The sequence below is a fragment of the Streptomyces sp. NPDC002133 genome (assembly GCF_040296405.1).
Taxonomy (GTDB): Bacteria; Actinomycetota; Actinomycetes; order Streptomycetales; family Streptomycetaceae; genus Streptomyces.
This window is the reverse complement of the sequence record NZ_JBEOXF010000001.1, coordinates 167,376-187,723: the sequence shown is the minus strand read 5'-3', so window position 1 is coordinate 187,723 and position 20,348 is coordinate 167,376. Positions and strand designations below refer to the sequence as shown.

The following is a 20,348-nucleotide window of genomic DNA, read 5'->3' as shown; positions in this document are numbered from 1 at the left end:
TCAGACCGTCGCTTCCTGGTTTCCTTGACGTTCCTGACGGGCGGCCGCGAGGCGGACGGCGTCGAGGATCTTCTCGTAACCGGTGCAGCGGCAGAGGTTGCCGGAGAGTGCCTCACGGATGTCCGCGTCGGACGGGGAGGCGTTGCGCTCCAGCAGCTCGTCGGCCGCGACCAGCAGACCCGGGGTGCAGAAGCCGCACTGGACGGCGCCGGCGTCGATGAACGCCTGCTGGATCGGGGCGAGCTCGGTGCCCTCGCCGGTCCGGGAGTCGCTGACCCCGTCGGACGGGCGAGCGGACCACTGCCGGGCGTCCTGGAGAGAGGTGCCGGAGGAGCCGCAGGCACCCGTGCCTCCCCCACAGCCCTCCGGGCGTGGGAGGTGTCCCCATCCGCCGCCGTGCTCGGCGCGCTGCTTGGCGAAGTCCGCGAGGCCCTCGACGGTGACGACCTCGCGGCCCTCGACCTGACCGGCGGCGACCAGGCACGAACACACCGGCACACCGTCGAGACGGACCGTGCAGGAACCGCACTCGCCCTGCTCACAGGCGTTCTTCGAGCCCGGCAGGCCCAGGCGCTCACGCAGTACGTAGAGGAGGCTCTCGCCCTCCCAGACGTCGTCCGCTTCCTGCTTACGGCCGTTGACCGTGAAATTCACGCGCATGGTTATGCAGCTCCTTCAAGGGTGCGGCCGGTGCCGCGGTACTGCTCCCAGGTCCAGCCGAGCGTGCGGCGGGCCATGATGCCGACCGCGTGACGGCGGTACTTGGCAGTGCCACGGACGTCGTCGATCGGGTTGCAGGCGGCGGAGGCGAGCTCCGCGAACTGCTTGGCGATCGAAGGAGTGATGATCTTGCCGCTGTCCCAGAAGCCGCCCTCCTCGAGCGCGGCGTTCAGGAACTCCTCGGCGGCGGTCGCGCGCACCGGGGTGGGCGCGGCGGAGCCGATACCGGTCTTCACCGTGCGGGTCTCGGGGTGCAGCGCGATGCCGAAGGCGCACACGGCGATGACCATCGCGTTGCGGGTGCCGACCTTCGAGAACTGCTGCGGGCCGTCGGCCTTCTTGATGTGGATCGTCTTGATGAGCTCGTCCGGGGCGAGCGCGTTGCGCTTCACGCCCGTGTAGAAGGCGTCGATCGGGATGAAGCGCGCGCCACGCACCGACTCGACCTCGACCTCGGCGCCGGCGGCCAGCAGGGCCGGGTGCGCGTCGCCGGCCGGGGACGCGGTGCCGAGGTTGCCGCCGACGCCCCCGCGGTTGCGGATCTGCGGGGATGCGACGGTGTGCGAGGCGAGCGCGAGGCCGGGAAGCTCCGCCCGGAGGTTCTCCATGATCTGGGTGTACGGGACGGAGGCGCCCAGACGGACGTTCTCCTCGCCGACTTCCCACTCGCGCAGCTCGACGATGCGGTTCAGGTCCAGGAGGTACTCGGGCCGCCGGTGATCGAAGTTGATCTCGACCATGATGTCGGTGCCACCCGCAATGGGCGCAGCCGTGGGGTGCTCGGCCTTGGCGGCGAGCGCCTCCTCCCAGCTGGCGGGGCGAAGGAAGTCCATGAGTGGCTCTCTTCTACGTGATTCGGTCGTTCGCAGGGGCTGGGGACGGCCGGCCCTCGTCTGGACATACATGTCCTGTTAACGCGGTGTGGCCCAAGTACACAAGCACCGCCTCGCCCGGTGCAGTCACCGAAAACATGAAGGAGTTGGCTGGTCGCCACCGCCGTCTTGTAGATTCGAACGAAAGACGGGACTCGGTAACCTCTCGGCTTTCCTCCTGAAACCAACGGCCCGAACCTCACGTGGGTCCAACGGCAACAACGAGACAGATCGGCGGCGACGAGATGCGGCTGCGCGCACTGCTGGAAACCGACGCGCTGGGACTGCGGCTGCTCGGCGGCGACGACGAGCTGGACCGCACCGTCCGTGGCGTGATGACGACCGACCTCAGAGACCCGAGCCGCTATCTGTCGGGCGGTGAGCTGGTCCTCACCGGTCTCGCCTGGCGTCGCACCGCCGAAGATTCCGAGCCTTTTGTACGTATTCTCGCAAGCGCCGGGGTCGCCGGTCTCGCAGCCGGCGAGGCGGAGCTCGGGGACGTCCCGGACGACCTCGTCGAGGCCTGTGTACGGCACCGCCTGCCGCTCTTCGCCGTCAACGAGTCCGTCGCTTTCGCAACGATCACCGAGCATGTCGTACGGCAGGTGTCGGGCGAGCGTGCAGGTGACCTGGCCGCCGTCGTGGACCGGCACCGCCGGCTGATGACCTCGGGACCGGCGGGCGGCGGGCCCGAGGTGGTCCTGGACCTCCTCGGCTCCGACCTCGACCTTCACGCCTGGGTCCTCTCCCCCACCGGCCGCCGGATCGCAGGCGCGGGCGACCCGCTGCCCGCCGGGGTCAGCGCCGCGCTCGCCGGTGAGCACCTCGCCGCGACGCGCACCGGCCGGCGCGGCCCGCACCGCGCGACCGCCGCCGGCGCCCCCGGCACGACGTTTTCGCTCTTCCCGATCCGCAGCACCGGCCGGGGCGCCGCGCCCGCTGCGCGCGACGTCCGCGAGACCGTACTGTCCGAATGGCTGCTCGCCGTCGAGGCCGACGCCTCCGACTGGCCCGCCGCCCGCCTCGATCTCCTCCAGGGCGTCACCCAGCTCATCGCCGTCGAACGCGACCGGCGCGAGGCGGCGCGAACGGTACGCCGCCGACTCGCCCAGGAAGTCCTGGAACTCGTCCAGAGCGGCGCCGCGCCCGCCGAGATCGCCGCCCGGCTGCGGGTCGCCGCACCCGTGCTGCTGCCCGGCCTCGGCACCGCCCCGCACTGGCAGGTCGTCGTCGCGCGGGTGGAGTGGGAGCAGGAGGGCGGTGCGCCCATCGAGGCCGGCCCGGTCAGCCAGTCGCTGCTCGAGGAGATCCTGGTCGACCCGGCGACGACGGGCGCGGAGTCGGCCGACCGCATCGCCGTCGCGCACACGGGGGACGAGGCGATCGCGCTGGTCCCGCTGCCCGCCGTGGCGGCAGCCGCCGTCCCCGGCGCCCCCGATGCGCCCGACGACCTGCTCGAGGGTCCGGCGGCCGACATCGGCACCAGCAGCGCCGGGCTCCACGCGGACGCGCTGCTCGCCGCAGTCCGCGAGCCCCTCTCCGCGGGACTCGACGGCGACGGCCGCCTCACCTTCGGCGTCAGCGCCGCCGTCCACTCGGCGGAGGGCCTGCGCGGCGCCCTGGAGGAGGCCCGCCATGCCCGCCGCGTCGCCGCCGCCCGCCCGGGCCGGGTGTGCGCGGCCGGCCACCACGAGCTGGCCTCGCACGTCCTGCTGCTCCCCTTCGTCCCCGACGACGTCCGCCGCGCCTTCACGGCCCGCCTTCTGGACCCGCTGCGCGAATACGACCGGCGGCACAGGGCGGAGCTCATCCCGACGCTGGAGGCGTTCCTGGACTGCGACGGCTCCTGGACGCGCTGCGCGACGCGGCTCCATCTGCATGTGAACACGCTGCGGTACCGGGTGGGGCGGATCGAGCAGCTGACCGGCCGGGACCTGTCCCGGCTGGAGGACAAGCTGGACTTCTTCCTCGCGCTGCGCATGAGCTGAGCCCGACCGGGCCTGCCCTGGGGCGGCGTCCGGCACGTCGGGGGCGGCCGCGGCGAGCCTTCCTCCCACCGAGGCCTGTCCGGCGCCTGAGCGGCAGGTGAAGGTCGACCGGGCGGGTGCGCTCTTCATCAGCGCCGCCGTCCCGCTGCTGCTGATCCGGGCGCCGTCCGCGGGCGACCAGTGCGACTGGCCGGACGGACTCGCGGGCCGGCGGACGGTACCGAGCCCCCACACCCAGCCCGTCAGGCACTTGGGGACGGACACGCGGACCCACCCGCCCGGACCGGCTCACCCCGGGGATTTCGGGAAAGCTTCAAATGGCGTACGCGCAAGCGGAATCACGCCGACCGGTACGCCAGGCAGCGGTCGAACGCCCAGAGATTGTGAACTGATTCACCAGAACCCTTGGCCAGGCATGCCTGTCCATGCTGAGATTCGGTCTGACTCAACAGCACAATGGCGCGCTTGGGGAGGGCAACGTGGCGCATACCGCCATGTCTGGTTCCGGAACCACTGCAGGTGACGATCCACTCCAGACCGCGGTATGGCGGCTGCGCTCCCGCGGCTGTTGGACCGACGCAGCGGCTCTCCTCGCCCCCCACTCCGCGTCCCCGGCGCTCACGCTGCAACGCGCCGCGCTGCTCGTCGAGCGCTGCCTGTTCACCGGCAAGGGCTGGGCGGACGCCGAGGACGCGCTGCGTGCGGCGGAGGCGTCGGCCCGTGACGACGACGAGCGCGGGGCCGCGGCCTGCGAACGCGGGCAGCTCGCCTACGCGTCGACCGTGCTGGGCGTCCGCGACCGGGCCGACGAGGCCCGCGCGGCCCTGGGCAGGGCGGCGGCACTGCTCGCGCCGTCCGCCCCCGGCCGCCCTCTCCTCGACTTCCGCCGCGGCCTCGTCGCCGAACACCTCGCGGACTCCCCGCAGGCCGCCCGCGCCGCGTACCACCGGGCCCACGCGGGCGCCGTCGCCCAGGACGACGCTCTCCTGCTCTCCTTCACATGGCGCCATCTGGCCGCGCTCGCGCTCCGCGACGGTGAACTGGCCGAGGCCCGCCACGGGTTCACGGAGTCCCTCCGTATCCGTGAGGAGCTCGGCTATTTGGTCGGTACGGCCCCGGCCCTGGCCGCACTCGCCGACACCGAGCCCGAACCGGAAGCCGCCCGCCTGCGGGCCGAGGCGATGCGGCTGTTCCGGCTGCTGGGCGGCGTACCGACATGGCTGGCGGACCAGTTGAATCCGCCGGCCCAGGCCGTCAGGGCGGTGTGAGGTCGGTTCGCCGCGGCAGCATCGTCAGGGCGAGCACGAACGCCAGGGTCAGGAAGACGCCCGCCCCGACGAAACCGGCGACCGTGGCCGCGCCGGTGAAGACGCCCGCGCCGTTCGCCGTGCGGTCCTTGCCGGTGAGCGCGACCGCACCGATCACGGCGATGCCGAAGGCCCCGCCCATTTGCCGGAGCGTCTGGCGGAGCACGGAGGCGTCGGCTCTCGCGTCGTCGGGAACGGAGTTCATCATCTCGGCACTGAGTGCGGGGATGGGCATGCCCATCCCCAGGCCTGCCGCGAGCATTCCGGGGATCTGCCAGTAGGGGTCGCCGGACGCGAGGGCCGAGGTCCACACGGCCACTCCTGCCGCGGCGCACGCCAGCCCGGTCACGGTCGCCGCCCTGGCCGAGCCGAAGCGGTCCCGCAGACGACCGGACAGGTAGGTTCCGGCTCCCAGCGGAACGACCAGGGCGAGCAGCGCGACGCCGGAGGTCAGCACCGAGAGGTGCTCCACCTGCTGCAGGTGGACCGCCGCGTGCAACATCAGGCTCAGCTGTCCCGCCTGCACCAGGAACGTCAGTGCCACGGCGACAGCGAAGGCCCGAAGCCTCATGAGACGAAGGTCCAGGACCGGCCGCCGGGACCGCAGAACCACCCACCCCGCGGCGGCGAAGAGCACGACCCCGCACCGGACGGTGCGGGGGAACCCGAATCGGCGCGCAATCATTCCGACGACGGCGGCCAACGACGACAGCGACAGGACGTAGATGAGCACCACGCGGTACATGGCCGCGGCATCGAGCCCCAGATCCCGTGCCATGGGGGTCAGGGCAACAGCGACGACGGTCTGGTCGAAGAGGACCATTCCGCCGGCACATCCCATGGCGGCAAGCAGGAATCGCTTCCGGGAGCGCACCCGGCTCCGTGCGGCGAGCGAATCCATGGTGCCCTCCTGAGCCGCCGTCGACAGGTCCGGCACCGTTGAGCCGGCGGACACGGGCACCGCGAGAGAGGCAGCTCCGCGCCGAAGGATCGACCGGCGGCCCGACGAGGCTACGGCCACGGCATGGCTCCTGCGTGCAGAAATCACCGCGCCATGTCCACGAGGATGATCAGCGTGCCGGTCGACCACCCGGCCGGCGCGCCGTCGTTGCGCTCGCGCTGCTGCCGCACGGCGTAGCGTCCGGGTGGCCCTGGGCCCGGGCCGCCCGTCCGGTTTCGACGGAACCGTCGACGACGAGCAGTACGCGCCCGGGATGCCTCGGGATGCGCACGGGAAGCGGATCAGCGAGCGGATCGGGCGGTGAGGCGGATCAGGGCCTCGTCCATGCCGATGACGACCGACCGGTCGGATGCCATCGCGACGGCGCGGACCGGTGGGCCCGGACGGAAGGTCAGGGCACCGGCGGCGTCCGGGCGGTGGGGCTCGACGAGTTCCACCGGTCCCACGGGATCCATGGGTCCCACGAGTTCCACGAGGCCGTCGGCCCAGGCGATCGCGAGCGCCGCGCCCTGCGCGGCAAGGGCGACCACCGGGCAGGGGCGCTCGGCAACGGGGACCGGCTCCGGGGCCCGGCCCGGGTGCCAGGCGCGGACCGTGCCGTCCGCCCCTCCGCTGTAGGCCCGCGGCACCGGTGTGGCGTCGCTGACCGCCAAGGCGGTGACCCGGCCCCGGTGGAGGGCGGCCTGGTGCATTCCCCGGAAGCCGAAGGCATGCACCGAGCCGTGCCGGTCACCGACGAGAACGAGGCCGTCGGTCGCGGTCAGAGCCGTGCCCGGGTACTTCGCCAGCGTGGCCGCGACGGCTTCCGTGAGGGGCGTACGGCCCTGGGTGTGCAGGTGCCCCCGCTCGTCCAGCAGAAGCAGGCTGCCGTCGGCCACCGGCGCAAGTGCCTTGATCCGTACGGGCATCGGGGCGGAGCCCGGCGCGGGCGTGGCGTCGGCGGGGTGCAGCGAGCGGACCGTGCCGCGCTGGTCCGCCACGAGCAGGTGGTCCGTCCACCGGCCGGTGCCGTGGGCCAGCGCGGCCACGGCACCGGGCCAGGGCGGGGTGACGTCGCCGCGCACCCGGGTCCAGTCGACCCGCCAGGGCGCGGCGGTGGCGAGGCCGGTGAGGGCCGGGCGCAGCCGGGGGTCCGCGCCGTCGCCGAGCGCGGCCAGGAGGACGAGGGCACGGTCGGCCACCGGCTGATCGCGGACCAGGGACTGACCCGCACGCAACCACGCGGCCCGCAGACCGCCGTGGGCGTCGTGCGGGTGGCCGGTGTCGTCCGCGTGGCCGGTGTCGTCCGCGTAGGCGGCCGTCACCCGCAGCGGGTCCGCCGCGCAGACCGCGGAAGGGTCGTCGAGGTCCGGCGGGGCGCCGCCGGGAGGCTCCGTCCTGCCCGGCCTCGCCTCGGTGATCAGCCGGATGTGGCCCAGCTCCCGCAGCGCCTGCATCAGTTCGGCCAGGGCCTCGGGGTCGTGGGCGGCGGGCAGGTCCGGCAGGGCGAGCACCCTGCGGCGCGGGTCGGCCGTCAGGGCGCCGATCAGCTCACCCGGTGTCCGCGCCACCACGCCGAGCTGGTTCGCCAGTGCCCAGACGGCGCCTCGTACGCTCTGGCCCGCGAGGGGCACGATCGCGTCCGGCAAGGGCCCCGCCCCCGTCCTCAGCCGTCCGCGCCGGTGAAGTGCTCCCGCACCAGCGTCTGGACCACCATCAAGTCCTGGGCGATCAGGGCCTCCAGCAGCGCCGAGTGCTCGGCGGCGTCGGCCGCCAGCTGCGCGCGACGGGTGGCGGGGGCGCTCATGAGCGGCCACTGGGAGCGGCGGTGGAGGTCGTCGGCGACGGCGACGAGCTGCGCGTTGCCGGCGAGGGAGAGCACCGCGCGATGGAAGGCCCGGTCGGACTCGGCGTAGCCGGCGCGGTCGCCGGTCGCCGCGGCCGCGGCGGTCGCGTCGGCGAGGGGGCGCAGCTCGGTCCAGCGGGCGGCCGGGACGGTGCGGGCGAGCCGGAGCATGACCGGGACCTCGATGAGGGCGCGGACCTCGGCGAGCTCGGAGAGTTCGCGGGCGTCACGCTCGACGACCCGGAAGCCGCGGTTGGGGACGACCTCGACCGCGCCCTCGAGGGAGAGCTGCTGCATGGCCTCGCGCACGGGGGTGGCGGAGACGCCGAAGCGCTCGCCGAGCGCGGGAGCCGAGTAGATCTCGCCCGGGGCCAGCTCGCCGGTGACGAGGGCGGTGCGCAGGGCCTCCAGAATCTGGCCGCGGACCGAATGGCGCTGGACGGCGACCCGGGGCGCCGGGGGCTCGCTGTGCGTGTGCTCACCTCGGGCAGGCTCGGGCACCCCGGCCTGCTCGGCACTGCGGACCTGTTCCGGCACGCGCACCTGCGCCTCGGGCCCGTACGAGGACTCGTACGACGAGGCGTACGGCCGCGCCGCGGCGGCCCCGCGCGCTCTGCCCTGCTCCACCCGGGTCCTCCTCCGGCGTCGACGGGCCCGGCTCGCACCGCACGGGCCCCCTGTGCACGATAGGCGGACACGCCCGCAGTTCAAACATCGATCGCGTCGGGTAAGGTAAGGCTAACCTGCTGACGATCGCGATTCGGTGGTCCCTGCATGACCGTCCCCGCCGTTCTCCCCGGCTCGGGGGTTGCCGCCTCCGCCTCCGCCGCCACGCCCGTTTCGGACGCCTACGCGCGCCTGACCGAGGCGTTCCCGGGGCTGCGCATCCAGGAGCTGCGCGACGGCGAGCCGGCCCTCCGGGGCGGCGGCTGGTCGGCGGCCGCGGACCTCGCGGCCGGAGGCCCGGTACTGGACGCGTTCCTCGCCTGGGACAACGCCCAGGTGCTGCGCGACTACGGGCAGCAGGCCCGCCCCGATGTCATCGCCAGCTTCGGGCTGCACCGCTACGCCTGGCCGGCCTGTCTGCTGATCACGGTCCCCTGGTTCCTGGACCGCCGGGTGCCTCGGGTCCCCGTCGAGGAGGTCGCCATCCAGCGGGCCCTCGGGCGGCTGAGCGTCCGCGTCCGCGACTTCGCATGCCTGCCCGGCGACCCTGCCGCGGAGCTGCCCGGCGCCCGCGTCGTGCCCGACGAGGAAGCACTGCGCGCCGAGGTGCGGGACGCCGTCGCCGACCACTTCGGGCCCGTCCTCGACGGCTTCGGCCCGCGCATGCGGCGCGGCAGGCGGGCCCTGTGGGGCATGGTGACGGACGAGGTCGTCGAGGGCCTCTGGTACGTCGCGCATCTGCTGGGCGAGGAGCGGCGCGCGATCGCGGAGCTGGAGGCGCTGCTGCCGGGCACGACCAAGCCGTACGTCGGCACGGCCGGCTTCCGCGAGCTCACCGGCCCGGCCGGCGAGCCGCTGCCCACCCGCGACCGGGCGAGCTGCTGCCTGTTCTACGCGCTGCGACCCGAGGACACCTGCGTCACCTGCCCGCGCACGTGCGACGCCGACCGCGTGCGCAGGCTGACCGCGGCCACGCAGGACTGACGGCGCCCGCCCATTCTCGCGCCACTCATCAGGGTGGCGTTATTCGAACTCAATTCCCGCTCCGTGTGTGCGTGTTCGAGCAGAACGCACCTATTCGCATGCCTCGAAGGCCCTTTGGCGTTCTCTTGCCGCGAAACCCCGTGTCCGCCACCGGACTTCGGCCAATATGGGCGCCCGAATCGCCCTACCGCGACGCGGACGCAGCAGTCGCCGACGCAAGGATGCAAGGGACCCCCGCATGAGACTGACCGACATATCGCTGAACTGGCTGCTTCCGGGCGCCGTGATGCTCGCGGGGGTCGTGGCGGCGGTGGCGGTGCTCGCGCGCGGCAGGCGCGCCGGTGACGGTTCCGCGGCCGACGACTCCTGGGAACGCAGCGAGGAGCGCCGCAGGCGCAAGGAGGCGGTCTACGGCACCGCCTCCTATCTGCTCCTCTTCTGCTGTGCGGCGGTCGCCGCTGCCCTGTCCTTCCACGGCCTGGTCGGCTTCGGCCGGCAGAATCTGAACCTCTCCGGCGGCTGGGAGTACCTCGTCCCGTTCGGCCTCGACGGCGCCGCCATGTTCTGCTCGGTGCTCGCGGTGCGCGAGGCCAGCCACGGCGATGCCGCGCTCGGCTCCCGGCTGCTGGTGTGGGCGTTCGCGGGCGCCGCCGCCTGGTTCAACTGGGTCCACGCGCCGCGCGGCATCGACCACGCGGGCGCCCCGCAGTTCTTCGCGGGCATGTCGCTGTCGGCCGCGGTCCTCTTCGACCGCGCCCTGAAGCAGACCCGCAGGGCCGCACTCCGCGAGCAGGGCCTCGTGCCCCGCCCGCTGCCGCAGATCCGGGTCGTACGGTGGCTGCGGGCGCCCCGTGAAACCTTCGGCGCCTGGTCGCTGATGCTCCTCGAAGGCGTACGCACGCTGGACGAGGCCGTGGACGAGGTCCGCGAGGACCGACGCCAGAAGGAGCAGGACCGGATGCGCAGGCGCGACCGGGAGAGGCGGGAGCGGGCGCAGCTGCGGGCCCTCAGCCGGCAGCACCGGGCGTGGGGCCGCGGCCGTGGCGGCCGTCAGGTGGAGGTCACCACCATGAGCGGCGCGCCCATGACCGGATCGGCCGTGCCCGGATCGGCCACGGGCGGCCCGGTCGGCTCCGCGCAGGCCTCCGTGGGGCCGGTCGCGGAGCCTGCCATAGCCGCCGAGGCGGGACGCCCCCGGCCCTCCCTTCAGGCCGTGAAGGGCGCTGAACCCCTCACGGTCGACCTCACCGCCGAGGACGACACCCAGGCGCTGCCGCGACTCGACTCCCTGGAGCGGAAACTCAAGGATCTGGAGCGGCAGTTCGGCTGAACGGGCGGCACAGGGACCGGCGGCACACGGGCCGGCGGACGAGTGACGGCCGGCACGAGACGGGTCGGCAGGTCGGGCGGACGGCGGACAGGACGGTTCACGTCCGCACGCCGTCCAGCTCGAACCAGACCACCTTGCCCAGCGCGTGGGCCTGCACGCCCCACGCATCCGCCAGGTTCTGCACCAGGACGAGGCCCCGCCCGTGGGTGCTCTCGTCGGCCACCGGAACGCGCGGCTCCGGCAGCCCGGACGTGAAGTCCCGGACCTCGACCCGCAGTCGGCTCGGCGCCACCGTCGCCGTCACGACCGCGCCGTCGGCCGTGTGGACCAGCGCATTGGTCACCAGCTCGCTGACGAGCAGCTCGGCGACGTCCGCCGAACCCGGCTCGCCCCAGTCGCCGTGCCCCAGCAAGTCGCGCAGGGCCCGCCTCACCTCCGGCACGGCTCTCAGGTCCGCGCGCCCCACTCTGCGGCGCAGCTGCGCCGGCCGAGACCCTCCCTGACGCCTCGTCATCATCCCCCACCGCACGTCGGAACGGTCCCTTCCTTCTCGCTTGCTCGCACAGGCACTCACAAGCCCTCCCGAAATGCATGCCCCGCCCCCGTGCGGCCACGCATGTGGGATTCACCACGTGTAATGAAGACAGCACGCTCCGCTCGTCACGGTCGTGGGACGTTCCGCAGGTTGGAGCGAGCCATCTGGACCATGCGTCCCACTCCCCCGTCCAGCACGATCTTGCTGGCGGAGAGCGCGAAGCCGGTCACCATCTCGGCGCTGATCCTCGGCGGGATGGAGAGCGCGTTGGGGTCGGTCACGACGTCCACGAGGGCGGGTCCCTTGTACGCGAAGGCCTCCTTCAGCGCCCCGGCGAGCTGCTTCGGCTTCTCCACACGGATGCCGTGGGCGCCCGCCGCCCGTGCGATCGCCGAGAAGTCCGGGTTGCGGTTCGTGGTCCCGTACGAGGGCAGGCCCGCGACCAGCATCTCCAGCTCGACCATGCTCAGCGAGGAGTTGTTGAAGAGCACGACCTTCACCGGCAGGTCGTACTGGACGAGGGTGAGGAAATCGCCCATCAGCATGGCGAAGCCGCCGTCGCCGGACATCGACACGACCTGCCGGCCGCGGTCGACGAACTGTGCTCCGATGGCCTGGGGCAGGGCGTTCGCCATGGAACCGTGGCTGAACGAGCCGATGATGCGGCGGCGCCCGTTCGGCGTCAGGTAACGGGCAGCCCATACGTTGCACATGCCCGTGTCGACCGTGAACACGGCGTCCTCGTCCGCGATTTCGTCGAGGACCGATGCGACGTACTCGGGATGGACCGGAACATGCTTGTCGACGTTGCGGGTGTACGCCTTGATGACGCCCTCGAGCGCGTCGGTGTGCTTCTTCAGCATCTTGTCGAGGAAGCGCCGGTCGTTCTTGATCCGCACCCTGGGCGTGAGGCAGCGCAGCGTCTCGCGCACGTCGCCCCAGACGGCGAGGTCGAGCTTGGAGCGACGGCCCAGGTGCTCCGGACGCACGTCGACCTGGGCGATCTTGACATCGTCGGGGAGGAAGGCGTTGTACGGGAAGTCGGTGCCGAGCAGGATCAGCAGATCGCATGCGTGGGTGGCCTCGTACGCGGCGCCGTAGCCGAGGAGGCCGCTCATACCGACGTCGTACGGATTCTCGTACTGGATCCACTCCTTGCCGCGGAGCGCATGCCCGACGGGTGACTTGATGCGCTCCGCGAACTGCATGACCTCGGTGTGGGCGCCGGCCGTCCCGCTGCCGCAGAAGAGGGTGACGCGCTCCGCCTCGTCGACCAGTCGGGCGAGGGCGTCGACCTCCGCGTCGCCGGGGCGGACGGAGGGGCGTGCGGTGACGAGGGCGTGCTCGACGGACTTCTCGGGTGCCTGATGCGAGGCGATGTCGCCGGGGAGGGTGACCACGCTGACGCCACTGCGGCCGATGGCGTGCTGCACCGCCGTCTGGAGGAGGCGCGGCATCTGCTTCGGGCTGGAGATCAGCTCGCTGTAGTGGCTGCACTCGCGGAAGAGCTGGTCGGGATGGGTCTCCTGGAAGTAGCCGAGTCCGATCTCGGAGGAGGGGATGTGGGAGGCGAGGGCCAGGACGGGGGCCATCGAGCGGTGGGCGTCGTAGAGGCCGTTGATGAGGTGGAGGTTGCCGGGGCCGCAGGAGCCGGCGCAGGCGGCAAGTTTGCCGGTGATCTGCGCTTCGGCGCCCGCGGCGAAGGCGGCGGCCTCCTCGTGGCGGACCTGGATCCAGTCGATGGCGGCGTTGCGGCGGATGGCGTCGACGACGGGGTTGAGGCTGTCGCCGACGACCCCGTAAAGCCGTCGCACGCCGGCGCGGACGAGGATGTCGACGAACTGTTCTGCGACGTTCTGCTTGGCCATGGATCCATCTATCCACGGCCGAGCCGGTCACGCCTCTCGCGTTACGCCTCCCAGACGGCGCAGGCCGTGCGGTCGTCGGCGTACCCCTTCACCCTGAGCTGGGTGTCCGCGAGGTAGGCGGCGAGGCCGGGGGGCGCGTTGCCCGCCCACCGCCGGGCCAGCTCCTCGGCCAGGGAGGGTTCGCCGCGGAGCGGATCGGCGAGGCCGGTGCTGCACAGGAGGAGGGTGTCGCCGGGCCGGGCCACGGACGCGCGGAACCGGAAGGACTCGGCGGGTGGCGGTACGGGCGCGTCGACGTGCGGCGACGGGGCCGTGGTGATGCCGAGGTCCATGGTGAGCCGGTCGTCCTCGGGGGTCTCCGGGAGCTGGGAGCCGTAGCCGACGACCGGCTCACCGGTCACCGCGGAGGGCTCGGGGACCTGCGGCTCGATGTCCTGCCAGCCGCCGTCGCGAAGCCGGAAGAGCCCGCCGGGGCCGACGCCGAAGAACACGCGGGTGCGGCAGGCGGGGTCGGCGGAGAGCAGCAGGCAGCGCAGGCTCGCCGTGTACTCCTGCGGTGGGACGCCCAGTTCGGCCGCCCGGGCGCGCAGCTTTCCCAAGGAGCGGTCGGTGAGGCGCTGCAGCCCGGACTTGAGATCACCGCGCCGCCCGGCCCTGATGTCCTCGGCGAGCCGGACATGGCTGCGGCCGACGGCTCCGCCGATCCAGCGTGTCGCGTCGACGGCGGCGCGGTGCGCTCCTTCGACTGCCCGGGCCCCGCCGGCCACGGCCACCAGCACGAGCGCGCCCTCGCCCGTGCCGAAGCGTGCGGTGAGCAGCGCGTCGCGTCGCGGCTCGCCCCGGTACCGCGCGGAGTCCCCGCGCACGGAAGCCGCGCGCAGGGTGTACGCCCCGTACCGGGCGCCGTCGAGCACGGTGTCCGCGACCAGCTCGTCGAGCTCCTGGGGGTGTGCGACGGGCAGCGCAGTCGGCTCGGCGTCGTAGGTGGGCGGGCGGTCGCCGACGTACTCGGTGCGGGGGCGCGGGGACGCGGCGCTCCGGACGGCGGGCTCGGCGCCGGCGGTGGGCGGCGCAGAGGGCTGCGGCGGAACCTCGGGCGGCCGCGGCGGAACGGCCGAGGGGGGTGGCGGTACGGACACAGGTGGTGGCGGTGCGCTCGAAACCTGCGGCGGTGCGGAGGACGGCCGCGGCGGTGGGCTCGACGGCCCGGCGGGGCCCGTGTCCGTGCCTGTGCCCACGACTGCGTCACCCACGGCCGCGTTACGCGTACCCGCGTCGCCCGTACCCGCGTCCGGCTGCGGGGCCGGGGCGGACCTCCCGCCCGAACGGGCCGTGCCGGCCCGCGTGGCCTGCGGCGGAACGGTCAGGGCGGGCGGGGCCGGTGGCTCCCACGGCGCGCGGTGCGACGGCGGCCCGGAGGACGACGGCTCCCACCGGACACGAGGGCCGCTCCCGGGTGCAGGCGGTGGCGGTGCGGACTCCTGCTCCTCGCCCACGGTGTCGACCGCGGAGTGGAAGCGGTCGTCCAGTGTGTCACCCGCCGAAGGGGCGGGTGCGGTGTCCGGGGTGGACTCGTCGTACAGCCGGTGCCACCAGTCGTCGTCGGCGGTGGCGGGCTTCTCCCCCTGCTGACTCATGCCCTTATTGTCCACCGCAGGGCGCGACCGAAAACGGGTCAACGGGAGATTTTGTCGGCGAACGGATGCACGAAGAAGTCCGCCGGGCGGCCCAACCCCCCACGGGAAGGACGCCCGGCGGACGTACGGGTGGTCAGCGCACGTCGTACGCGCGCTCCACGGTCTGGGTGACGGAGTTGCCGTTGGCGTCGGTCAACTCGGCCTTGAGGGTGACCGGTTGACCGCTCCTGCCGGCGTGGTCCACGGTCGCGGTCCGGTCGCCGCCCTGCTGCGTGGTTCTGGCCTCGGTCCACGTCGTGCCGCCGTCGTACGAGTACGACACCTTGGCCGAGACCAGCGCACCCGGGGTGTACCCCGCGTGCCCCGACACCCCGAGTGTGAGCTTCTGGCCGTCGGCCGCCGGGAGGGTCTTGAGCCCGTCCTCGGGAAGGCCGATCACCGGGAAGAGGACCGGGATGCCATGAGAGTACGCGCTTTCGTCGAGAGCGGAGCGGAACGTCCACACCGTGGACAGCTGCGTCGAGCGCTGCCAGACCCTGGCGGGCGACCCGACCTTCAGGGTGTTCAGGGTGAGTTCGTACGCGGCGTCGTCCGCCGGGACCTCGAAGACCCCGTACGGGTAGGGGGAGCTGCCGATCTCCTCGCCGTTCCGCTCGAGCGTCATGTTGCCGATGTCGCCGAAGGACCCGGCCGCGCCGTCGTGCTCGCTGTCGCCCCAGAAGGCGGTCGCGACCCCGATCAGATTGCCCTGCCGCTCGCCGGCGAGCACCGGCTCACCCGACGCGTCACGCGGGGCGGTCGGGGCCACAACGCCTCCGTACCAGGACTCGCTGCGCCGCTCGCCGCTCTTGTGGACGCGGGGAGCGCCGAGCATGAACTCGCCCCAGGGGAAACTGCTGGAGACCGTTCCGGAGTAGGTCGTGTCCCCGGGCGAGTGGTACTCGGTGCGCTTGCCGGGCGCGGCGACGATGTCGACGAGCCCGCCGAGGTAGATCCGCTGGCCGGTGGCCGGGCGGACCGCGGAGACGCTGTCGAGGTAGTCGGCCGCGACGCCCATCGCCCGGTACGTCGCCTCGGTCGCCGCGAGCTTGCCGTCGCGGACCCGGTAGGTGCGGTCCGAGGTGACCGGGCCGTCCTCGGGGAAGGCGAGGTTGTAGACGTACGGGCTCGTCGCGGTGGCCTTCCAGCGCAGGGTGACCGGTCCTCCGGCGAGCCGCGTGAGCAGACCGGCGGCCTCGACGGAGGGCACGGAGAGTGCGGGCAGCGGGGCGCCGAGGAAGCCGGCGGACGGGTACCAGGCGCCGGGGGCGGCGCGGTGGGCGATCAGGGCGACGGCGCCCGCGGCCTTGGCCGCCTGGGCCTGCTGGCCGACCGACGTGGTGCCGTCGGGGACGCGGACCAGTACGACGCGGCCCTCGGCCCCGGCCGCGGCGAGTTCCGCCGCCGTGCCCGACCCGGCGTCGACGAGCTGCGCGGAGCCGGTGCCCTCGAGGTTGGCCGAGCCCACGCCGGAGGTCAGCGGGTGCAGCACGGAGCCGTCGGCGACGGCGAGTTCGGTGATCTGGGGGGCGTAGCGGCGCCAGTAGCTGCCGAACTCGAAGTCGCCTTCGCGGGCGTGACCGTCGACGGAGGCGTAGTACTGCTGGATGTCCCGGCCGCCGGTGAGCGTGCCCGCGTGCAGCCAGGCGTCGTCCCAGGAGCGGGCGAAGGCGAGCGTACCGGCGCGGTTCTCGCCCGGCCTGTCGGTCTCGACCCGGAGGCGGTGGGCCTTGCGGGCGTCCAGGACGACCGTCGTGTCCTTCGTCAGCTCCAGCTGCGGGCGGCCCAGATAGGCCACGGAGTTCTGCCCTGTGACGAAGGAGGAGAGGAAGTAGGAACCGGGGCGCAGCCGATAGAGCTGGTCGGCCGCACCGTCGTTGAAGCGGCGCTCGCCGGTGGCGGTGTCCGTGCCGATGACGTCGACCGAGGACTGGCCGGCGGCGGGCTGTCCGGAGCGGTCGACGAGCTTGACGCGCAGGGTGACGGTCTCCGGCTCGACGTACAGCGAGAACGGCGTGGAGACGGTGACACCGCGCGCGGTGGCGAGAACCCGGCCGGTGACATCGCCGTACTGGCTGCGCGCCAGGTCCGCTGAAGGGTCAAGCGTCAGCGGGACCTCTGCGGTGGCGCCGGCAGGGACGGTCACGGAACGCTGTCCGAGGCGGGCGACGGAGGAGCGGATGCGTGAGCCGTCGTTGCCGGTGACCTTCTCGACGGCGAGGTCCAGCTTCACCGCCATGTCGCCGTGGTTGGTGTAGGGCAGCGTGACGGTGGTGCGGTCGCTGCCGTCCTGCGGCCAGTTGAAGGTGCCGCCCTGGACGGCGGGGGCGCCGGTGACCGTGGTGTCGACGGCGGCCTTGACGTCGAGGCGGCCGGCGCCCGCCTCGCGCACGTCACCGGGGATCCCGGAGTCCGCCGAGGAGACGAGAGCGGCCTTGATCTGCCGGGCCGTCCACTCGGGATGGCGTTGCCTCAGGATCGCGGCGGCGCCCGCGACATGCGGGGTGGCCATCGACGTACCGGACATGGACCGGTACGCGTACACGCCGCGGCCGCCGGCGGCGGCGGCCGAGATGGCGACTCCGGGAGCGGCGATCTCGGGCTTGAGGGTGTGCGAGCCGGTCGTCGGGCCGCGGCTGGAGAAGTACGCGGTCGAGTCGTCGCGGTCGACAGCGCCGACGGTCAGGACGCTCGGCACACAGCCGGGCGAGGACACGGTGTTGAGCGTGGGGCCGGAGTTGCCCGCGGCGACCACGAACAAGGTGCCCCTGCCCTGGGAGAGTTCCTCGGCGGCGACGCTCATCGGGTCGGTGCAGTCGGTCGGTACGGAGCTGCCGAGGCTCATCGAGACGACGTCGGCCTGCTGGTCGACGGCCCACTGCATACCGGCGATGATCCAGGAGGCGGCGCCGTCGCCGTAGTCGTTCAGCACCTTGCCGTTGAGGAGCTCGGCGCCGGGGGCGGCGCCCTTCTTCCTGCCGTCGCTCGCCGCGCCGGAGCCGCCGGCGGTGGAGAGGGTGTGGGTGCCGTGGCCGTGGCGGTCGCCCGCGTCCGGGGAGTCGGTGAAGTTCTCGGAGGCGACGACCCGGCCCTTCAGGTCCGGGTGGTCGGTGTCGGCGCCGGTGTCGAGGACGGCGACCTTGGTGCCCTTGCCGTCGTACCCGGCGGCCCAGGCCTCGGGGGCGTGGACCTGCTTGGTCGAACGGTCGAGCGTGGCCCGGACCTTGCGGTCGAGCCAGAGCTTCTCGAGACCGGCGGCGGCGCGCGAGCGAGGGCTCGTGACGTCGGCCCAGAAACCGGCGGTCTGCTTCTTGTCCGCCTTGAGCGCGACGCCGTCGACGGACGGGAGCACCAACGAGCGCTCGGCGCCGCGCGGGGTGGCGGGGGCGGAGCGCGCGACATCGTTGCCGTACACGGCGATGAGCGGCAGGGTCTCACTGTGCGCGTCGTCGTAGCCCTGGCGGATCAGCCCGGTGACGTTGAACAGCTCCTGGTCGACCCGGCCCGCGGCCAGCGCACCGGTCGCGCCTTCGGGGTAGACGTACAGGTCCTTGCCCGACTGGCGGGTCTGGAGCAGCGGTACGGTCCCGTCCTCGCGGGGCAGCGCGGCCGCCGCGGGACTCGCGGTGCCGGCACCGCGCACCAGCACGCGGTCGCCGGTGACGAGGGTGACCGTGACGGCCTCTCCCGCGGCCGCCCGGGCGGCCTGACTTCCGGTCAGCGGTCTGCTGCCTGCCGGGCCGTCCTGCGGCCCGGCGGCCACGGACGGCGCGACCGCGGTGACGGCCAGGACGGCGGCGGTCGCCGCGCCCAGGGCCGTGCGCGATATCGGACGCATCGCTCTCCCCAGTGATTTTCCGGACACGGGGCACCAAAGGACCCATGTCCGGGAGCTGTTGGTGCTGCGGTGGCGCCACATTGGCAGAGGGGCGGGTGGTGCAGGGATGATGGGGGCGGCGGGTTTACGCCGTGGCCGGGTTCCGCCACGATCATGTACGTCAGATGGGAAACGCACAGGTCCGGGGAGGGGTCGTAGGTGCTGGGAGCAGTAGGTCTCGACGCGCGGCAGGAGTCGGCGTACCGGGCGCTGGTGGCGCTCGGCGCAGCGGAGGTCACCGATCTGGCGCATCGGCTCGCGCTGCCCGAGACGGACACCGAGCGCGCGCTGCGGCGGCTGGAACGGCACGGGCTGGCCGCGCAGTCCTCGGCAGGCGCGGACCGCTGGGTGGCGGCGCCGCCCGCGGTCGCGCTGGGCGCGCTGCTCACGCAGCAGCGCCACGAGCTGGAGCAGGCGGAGTTGGCGGCGGCGCTGCTCGCGGAGGAGTACCGTGCGGAGGCCACGGAGCCCGCCGTGCACGACCTGGTCGAGGTGGTGACGGGCGCGAGCGCGGTGGCGCACCGTTTTCTGCAGCTTCAGCTGGGTGCGACCGACGAGGTGTGCGCCCTCGTGACCGGCAAGCCGGTGGTGATGTCGGGCACGGACAACGAGGCGGAGGAGCAGGCCGCGCAGCGCGGCGTCGCGTACCGCATCGTCATCGAGCGCGAGGTGCTGGCGCTGCCCTCCGGGCTCACCGAGGTGTCGGCGTCGCTCGGCCGTGACGAGCAGGTCCGGGTCGTGGACCGGGTGCCGACCAAACTCGTCGTCGCCGACCGGACGCTGGCGATGGTGCCGCTCACCGGCCGCGGTTCGGAGCCCTCGGCGCTGGTGGTGCACGCGAGCGGGCTGCTGGAGTCGCTGATGGGCCTCTTCGAGGCGGTGTGGCGTGACGCGCTGCCGCTGCGGCTGGGTACGGGCGCACAGCTGACGGAGGACGCGGCGCCGGGCCCGGACGCCACCGATCTGGAGATCCTGTCACTGCTGCTGGCGGGGATGACGGACGCGAGCGTCGCCAAGCAGCTGGAGCTGGGACTGCGGACCGTACAGCGGCGGGTGAAGGGGCTGATGGAGCTGACCGGGGTGACGACGCGGCTGCAACTGGGGTGGCACGCGTACGAGAAGGGCTGGGTGGCCAGGAACCCTGCCGGCAACTAGCCGGCGGCCGGTCCGCCGGACAGGAGCGGCGGCGCGACCTGCGGAGCCGATCCCGGTCCTGCACCCTTGGCAGATGAGTGCGTGGCAGCTCTTCCTGGTCGGCATGGTGATGCTGCTCGGCCTGGTCGGGGTGCTGGTTCCGGGCGTTCCGGGCACCTGGCTCGTCTGGTCCGGCGTGCTGTGGTGGTCGCTGCACGCGCAGACCACTCTGGCGTGGTGGATCCTGGTCGGCGCCACCGCGCTGCTGCTCGTCAACCAGGTCGTCGTGTGGCAGCTGGGGCCGCGCCGGATGCGCGGCGCGGGCATCACCCCCCGGATGGCGCTCTTCGCGGGTCTGGGGGCGCTGGCCGGCTTCGTACTGCTGCCGGTCGTCGGCACGGTGGTGGGCTTCGTCGGCGGGGTGTACGTCAGCGAGCGGCTGCGGCTCGGCGGGCCCGGCGAGGCGGTGACGTCGACGCGCACAGTGATGCGGGCTGCGGGGACCAGCGTCCTGGTGGAGCTGCTCGGATGTCTGCTGGTCGTGGGTGCGTGGGTGGGGGCGGTGGCCTGGGGCTGAGGACGCGGCCCGGGACAGGGGCTGAGCC

15 protein-coding genes are annotated in these 20,348 nt (G+C 73.2%); 6 read left to right on the top strand and 9 right to left on the bottom strand.

Going from position 1 to position 20,348, the window contains the following annotated elements:
• Positions 1–660, bottom strand: a complete 660-nt coding sequence (locus ABT078_RS00785; RefSeq protein WP_351222341.1) for a (2Fe-2S)-binding protein — start codon at positions 658–660, stop codon at positions 1–3.
• A 2-nt stretch (positions 661–662) separates the two neighbouring features.
• Positions 663–1,553 carry an FAD binding domain-containing protein gene (locus ABT078_RS00780; protein WP_351222339.1) on the bottom strand — a complete coding sequence of 297 codons (891 nt, stop codon included), beginning with the start codon at positions 1,551–1,553 and terminating at the stop codon, positions 663–665.
• 284 nt (positions 1,554–1,837) lie between these two features.
• On the opposite strand from ABT078_RS00780, the gene ABT078_RS00775 reads away from it, so the two are divergent.
• Positions 1,838–3,580, top strand: coding sequence for a PucR family transcriptional regulator ligand-binding domain-containing protein (locus ABT078_RS00775; protein ID WP_351222897.1), 1,743 nt, complete (start codon positions 1,838–1,840; stop codon positions 3,578–3,580).
• Between the two features lie 494 nt (positions 3,581–4,074).
• Entirely contained in the window at positions 4,075–4,848 is a 774-nt protein-coding gene (locus ABT078_RS00770; protein ID WP_351222337.1) for a hypothetical protein, read from the top strand.
• Here ABT078_RS00770 and ABT078_RS00765 read toward each other — a convergent pair.
• The 3 genes from ABT078_RS00765 to ABT078_RS00755 all read right to left on the bottom strand — a co-directional run bounded on the left by ABT078_RS00765 (position 4,835) and on the right by ABT078_RS00755 (position 8,300).
• Positions 4,835–5,788 (bottom strand): MFS transporter, encoded by a 954-nt coding sequence (locus ABT078_RS00765; RefSeq protein WP_351222335.1) that lies wholly within the window; start codon positions 5,786–5,788, stop codon positions 4,835–4,837. The two genes, ABT078_RS00770 and ABT078_RS00765, sit on opposite strands and share 14 nt — an antisense overlap.
• Before the next feature lie 341 nt (positions 5,789–6,129).
• Positions 6,130–7,476, bottom strand: a complete 1,347-nt coding sequence (locus ABT078_RS00760) for a hypothetical protein (protein ID WP_351222333.1) — start codon at positions 7,474–7,476, stop codon at positions 6,130–6,132.
• A gap of 17 nt (positions 7,477–7,493) precedes the next feature.
• Entirely contained in the window at positions 7,494–8,300 is an 807-nt protein-coding gene (locus ABT078_RS00755; protein ID WP_351222332.1) for a GntR family transcriptional regulator, read from the bottom strand.
• A 147-nt stretch (positions 8,301–8,447) separates the two neighbouring features.
• On the opposite strand from ABT078_RS00755, the gene ABT078_RS00750 reads away from it, so the two are divergent.
• A complete protein-coding gene (locus ABT078_RS00750) occupies positions 8,448–9,323 on the top strand; it encodes a (2Fe-2S)-binding protein (protein ID WP_351222330.1) in 876 nt (291 codons plus the stop codon).
• A gap of 238 nt (positions 9,324–9,561) precedes the next feature.
• Complete coding sequence (locus tag ABT078_RS00745) at positions 9,562–10,653, top strand: DUF2637 domain-containing protein (protein WP_351222328.1); 1,092 nt, start codon at positions 9,562–9,564, stop codon at positions 10,651–10,653.
• Between the two features lie 97 nt (positions 10,654–10,750).
• Here the strand turns inward: ABT078_RS00745 and ABT078_RS00740 are convergent, their stop codons facing one another.
• From ABT078_RS00740 to ABT078_RS00725, 4 genes are all read right to left on the bottom strand, one after another.
• A complete protein-coding gene (locus ABT078_RS00740) occupies positions 10,751–11,170 on the bottom strand; it encodes an ATP-binding protein (protein ID WP_351222326.1) in 420 nt (139 codons plus the stop codon).
• Positions 11,171–11,313: 143 nt separating this feature from the next.
• On the bottom strand, positions 11,314–13,056 hold the full coding sequence (locus ABT078_RS00735; protein ID WP_351222324.1) for a pyruvate dehydrogenase: 1,743 nt from the start codon (positions 13,054–13,056) through the stop codon (positions 11,314–11,316).
• 41 nt (positions 13,057–13,097) lie between these two features.
• Positions 13,098–14,693 (bottom strand): protein phosphatase 2C domain-containing protein, encoded by a 1,596-nt coding sequence (locus tag ABT078_RS00730; protein WP_351222322.1) that lies wholly within the window; start codon positions 14,691–14,693, stop codon positions 13,098–13,100.
• 133 nt (positions 14,694–14,826) lie between these two features.
• Entirely contained in the window at positions 14,827–18,570 is a 3,744-nt protein-coding gene (locus tag ABT078_RS00725; protein WP_351222320.1) for a S8 family serine peptidase, read from the bottom strand.
• A 198-nt stretch (positions 18,571–18,768) separates the two neighbouring features.
• Here ABT078_RS00725 and ABT078_RS00720 point away from each other — a divergent pair, with 198 nt between their 5' ends.
• Positions 18,769–19,764 carry a helix-turn-helix domain-containing protein gene (locus ABT078_RS00720; protein ID WP_351222318.1) on the top strand — a complete coding sequence of 332 codons (996 nt, stop codon included), beginning with the start codon at positions 18,769–18,771 and terminating at the stop codon, positions 19,762–19,764.
• Positions 19,765–19,837: 73 nt separating this feature from the next.
• The gene (locus ABT078_RS00715; protein WP_351222316.1) at positions 19,838–20,320 is read left to right on the top strand and encodes a DUF456 domain-containing protein; all 483 of its coding nucleotides are present in this window, start codon (positions 19,838–19,840) and stop codon (positions 20,318–20,320) included.
• Positions 20,321–20,348 lie beyond the last annotated feature (28 nt).

What these genes read in the sequence shown, in the direction of transcription:
- ABT078_RS00785 (WP_351222341.1), bottom strand. Translation starts at nt 660, where the DNA reads ATGCGCGTGAATTTCACGGTCAACGGCCGTAAGCAGGAAGCGGACGAC.
- ABT078_RS00780 (WP_351222339.1), bottom strand. Translation starts at nt 1,553, where the DNA reads ATGGACTTCCTTCGCCCCGCCAGCTGGGAGGAGGCGCTCGCCGCCAAG.
- ABT078_RS00775 (WP_351222897.1), top strand. Translation starts at nt 1,838, where the DNA reads ATGCGGCTGCGCGCACTGCTGGAAACCGACGCGCTGGGACTGCGGCTG.
- ABT078_RS00770 (WP_351222337.1), top strand. Translation starts at nt 4,075, where the DNA reads ATGTCTGGTTCCGGAACCACTGCAGGTGACGATCCACTCCAGACCGCG.
- ABT078_RS00765 (WP_351222335.1), bottom strand. Translation starts at nt 5,788, where the DNA reads ATGGATTCGCTCGCCGCACGGAGCCGGGTGCGCTCCCGGAAGCGATTC.
- ABT078_RS00750 (WP_351222330.1), top strand. Translation starts at nt 8,448, where the DNA reads ATGACCGTCCCCGCCGTTCTCCCCGGCTCGGGGGTTGCCGCCTCCGCC.
- ABT078_RS00745 (WP_351222328.1), top strand. Translation starts at nt 9,562, where the DNA reads ATGAGACTGACCGACATATCGCTGAACTGGCTGCTTCCGGGCGCCGTG.
- ABT078_RS00740 (WP_351222326.1), bottom strand. Translation starts at nt 11,170, where the DNA reads ATGATGACGAGGCGTCAGGGAGGGTCTCGGCCGGCGCAGCTGCGCCGC.
- ABT078_RS00735 (WP_351222324.1), bottom strand. Translation starts at nt 13,056, where the DNA reads ATGGCCAAGCAGAACGTCGCAGAACAGTTCGTCGACATCCTCGTCCGC.
- ABT078_RS00730 (WP_351222322.1), bottom strand. Translation starts at nt 14,693, where the DNA reads ATGAGTCAGCAGGGGGAGAAGCCCGCCACCGCCGACGACGACTGGTGG.
- ABT078_RS00725 (WP_351222320.1), bottom strand. Translation starts at nt 18,570, where the DNA reads ATGCGTCCGATATCGCGCACGGCCCTGGGCGCGGCGACCGCCGCCGTC.
- ABT078_RS00715 (WP_351222316.1), top strand. Translation starts at nt 19,838, where the DNA reads ATGAGTGCGTGGCAGCTCTTCCTGGTCGGCATGGTGATGCTGCTCGGC.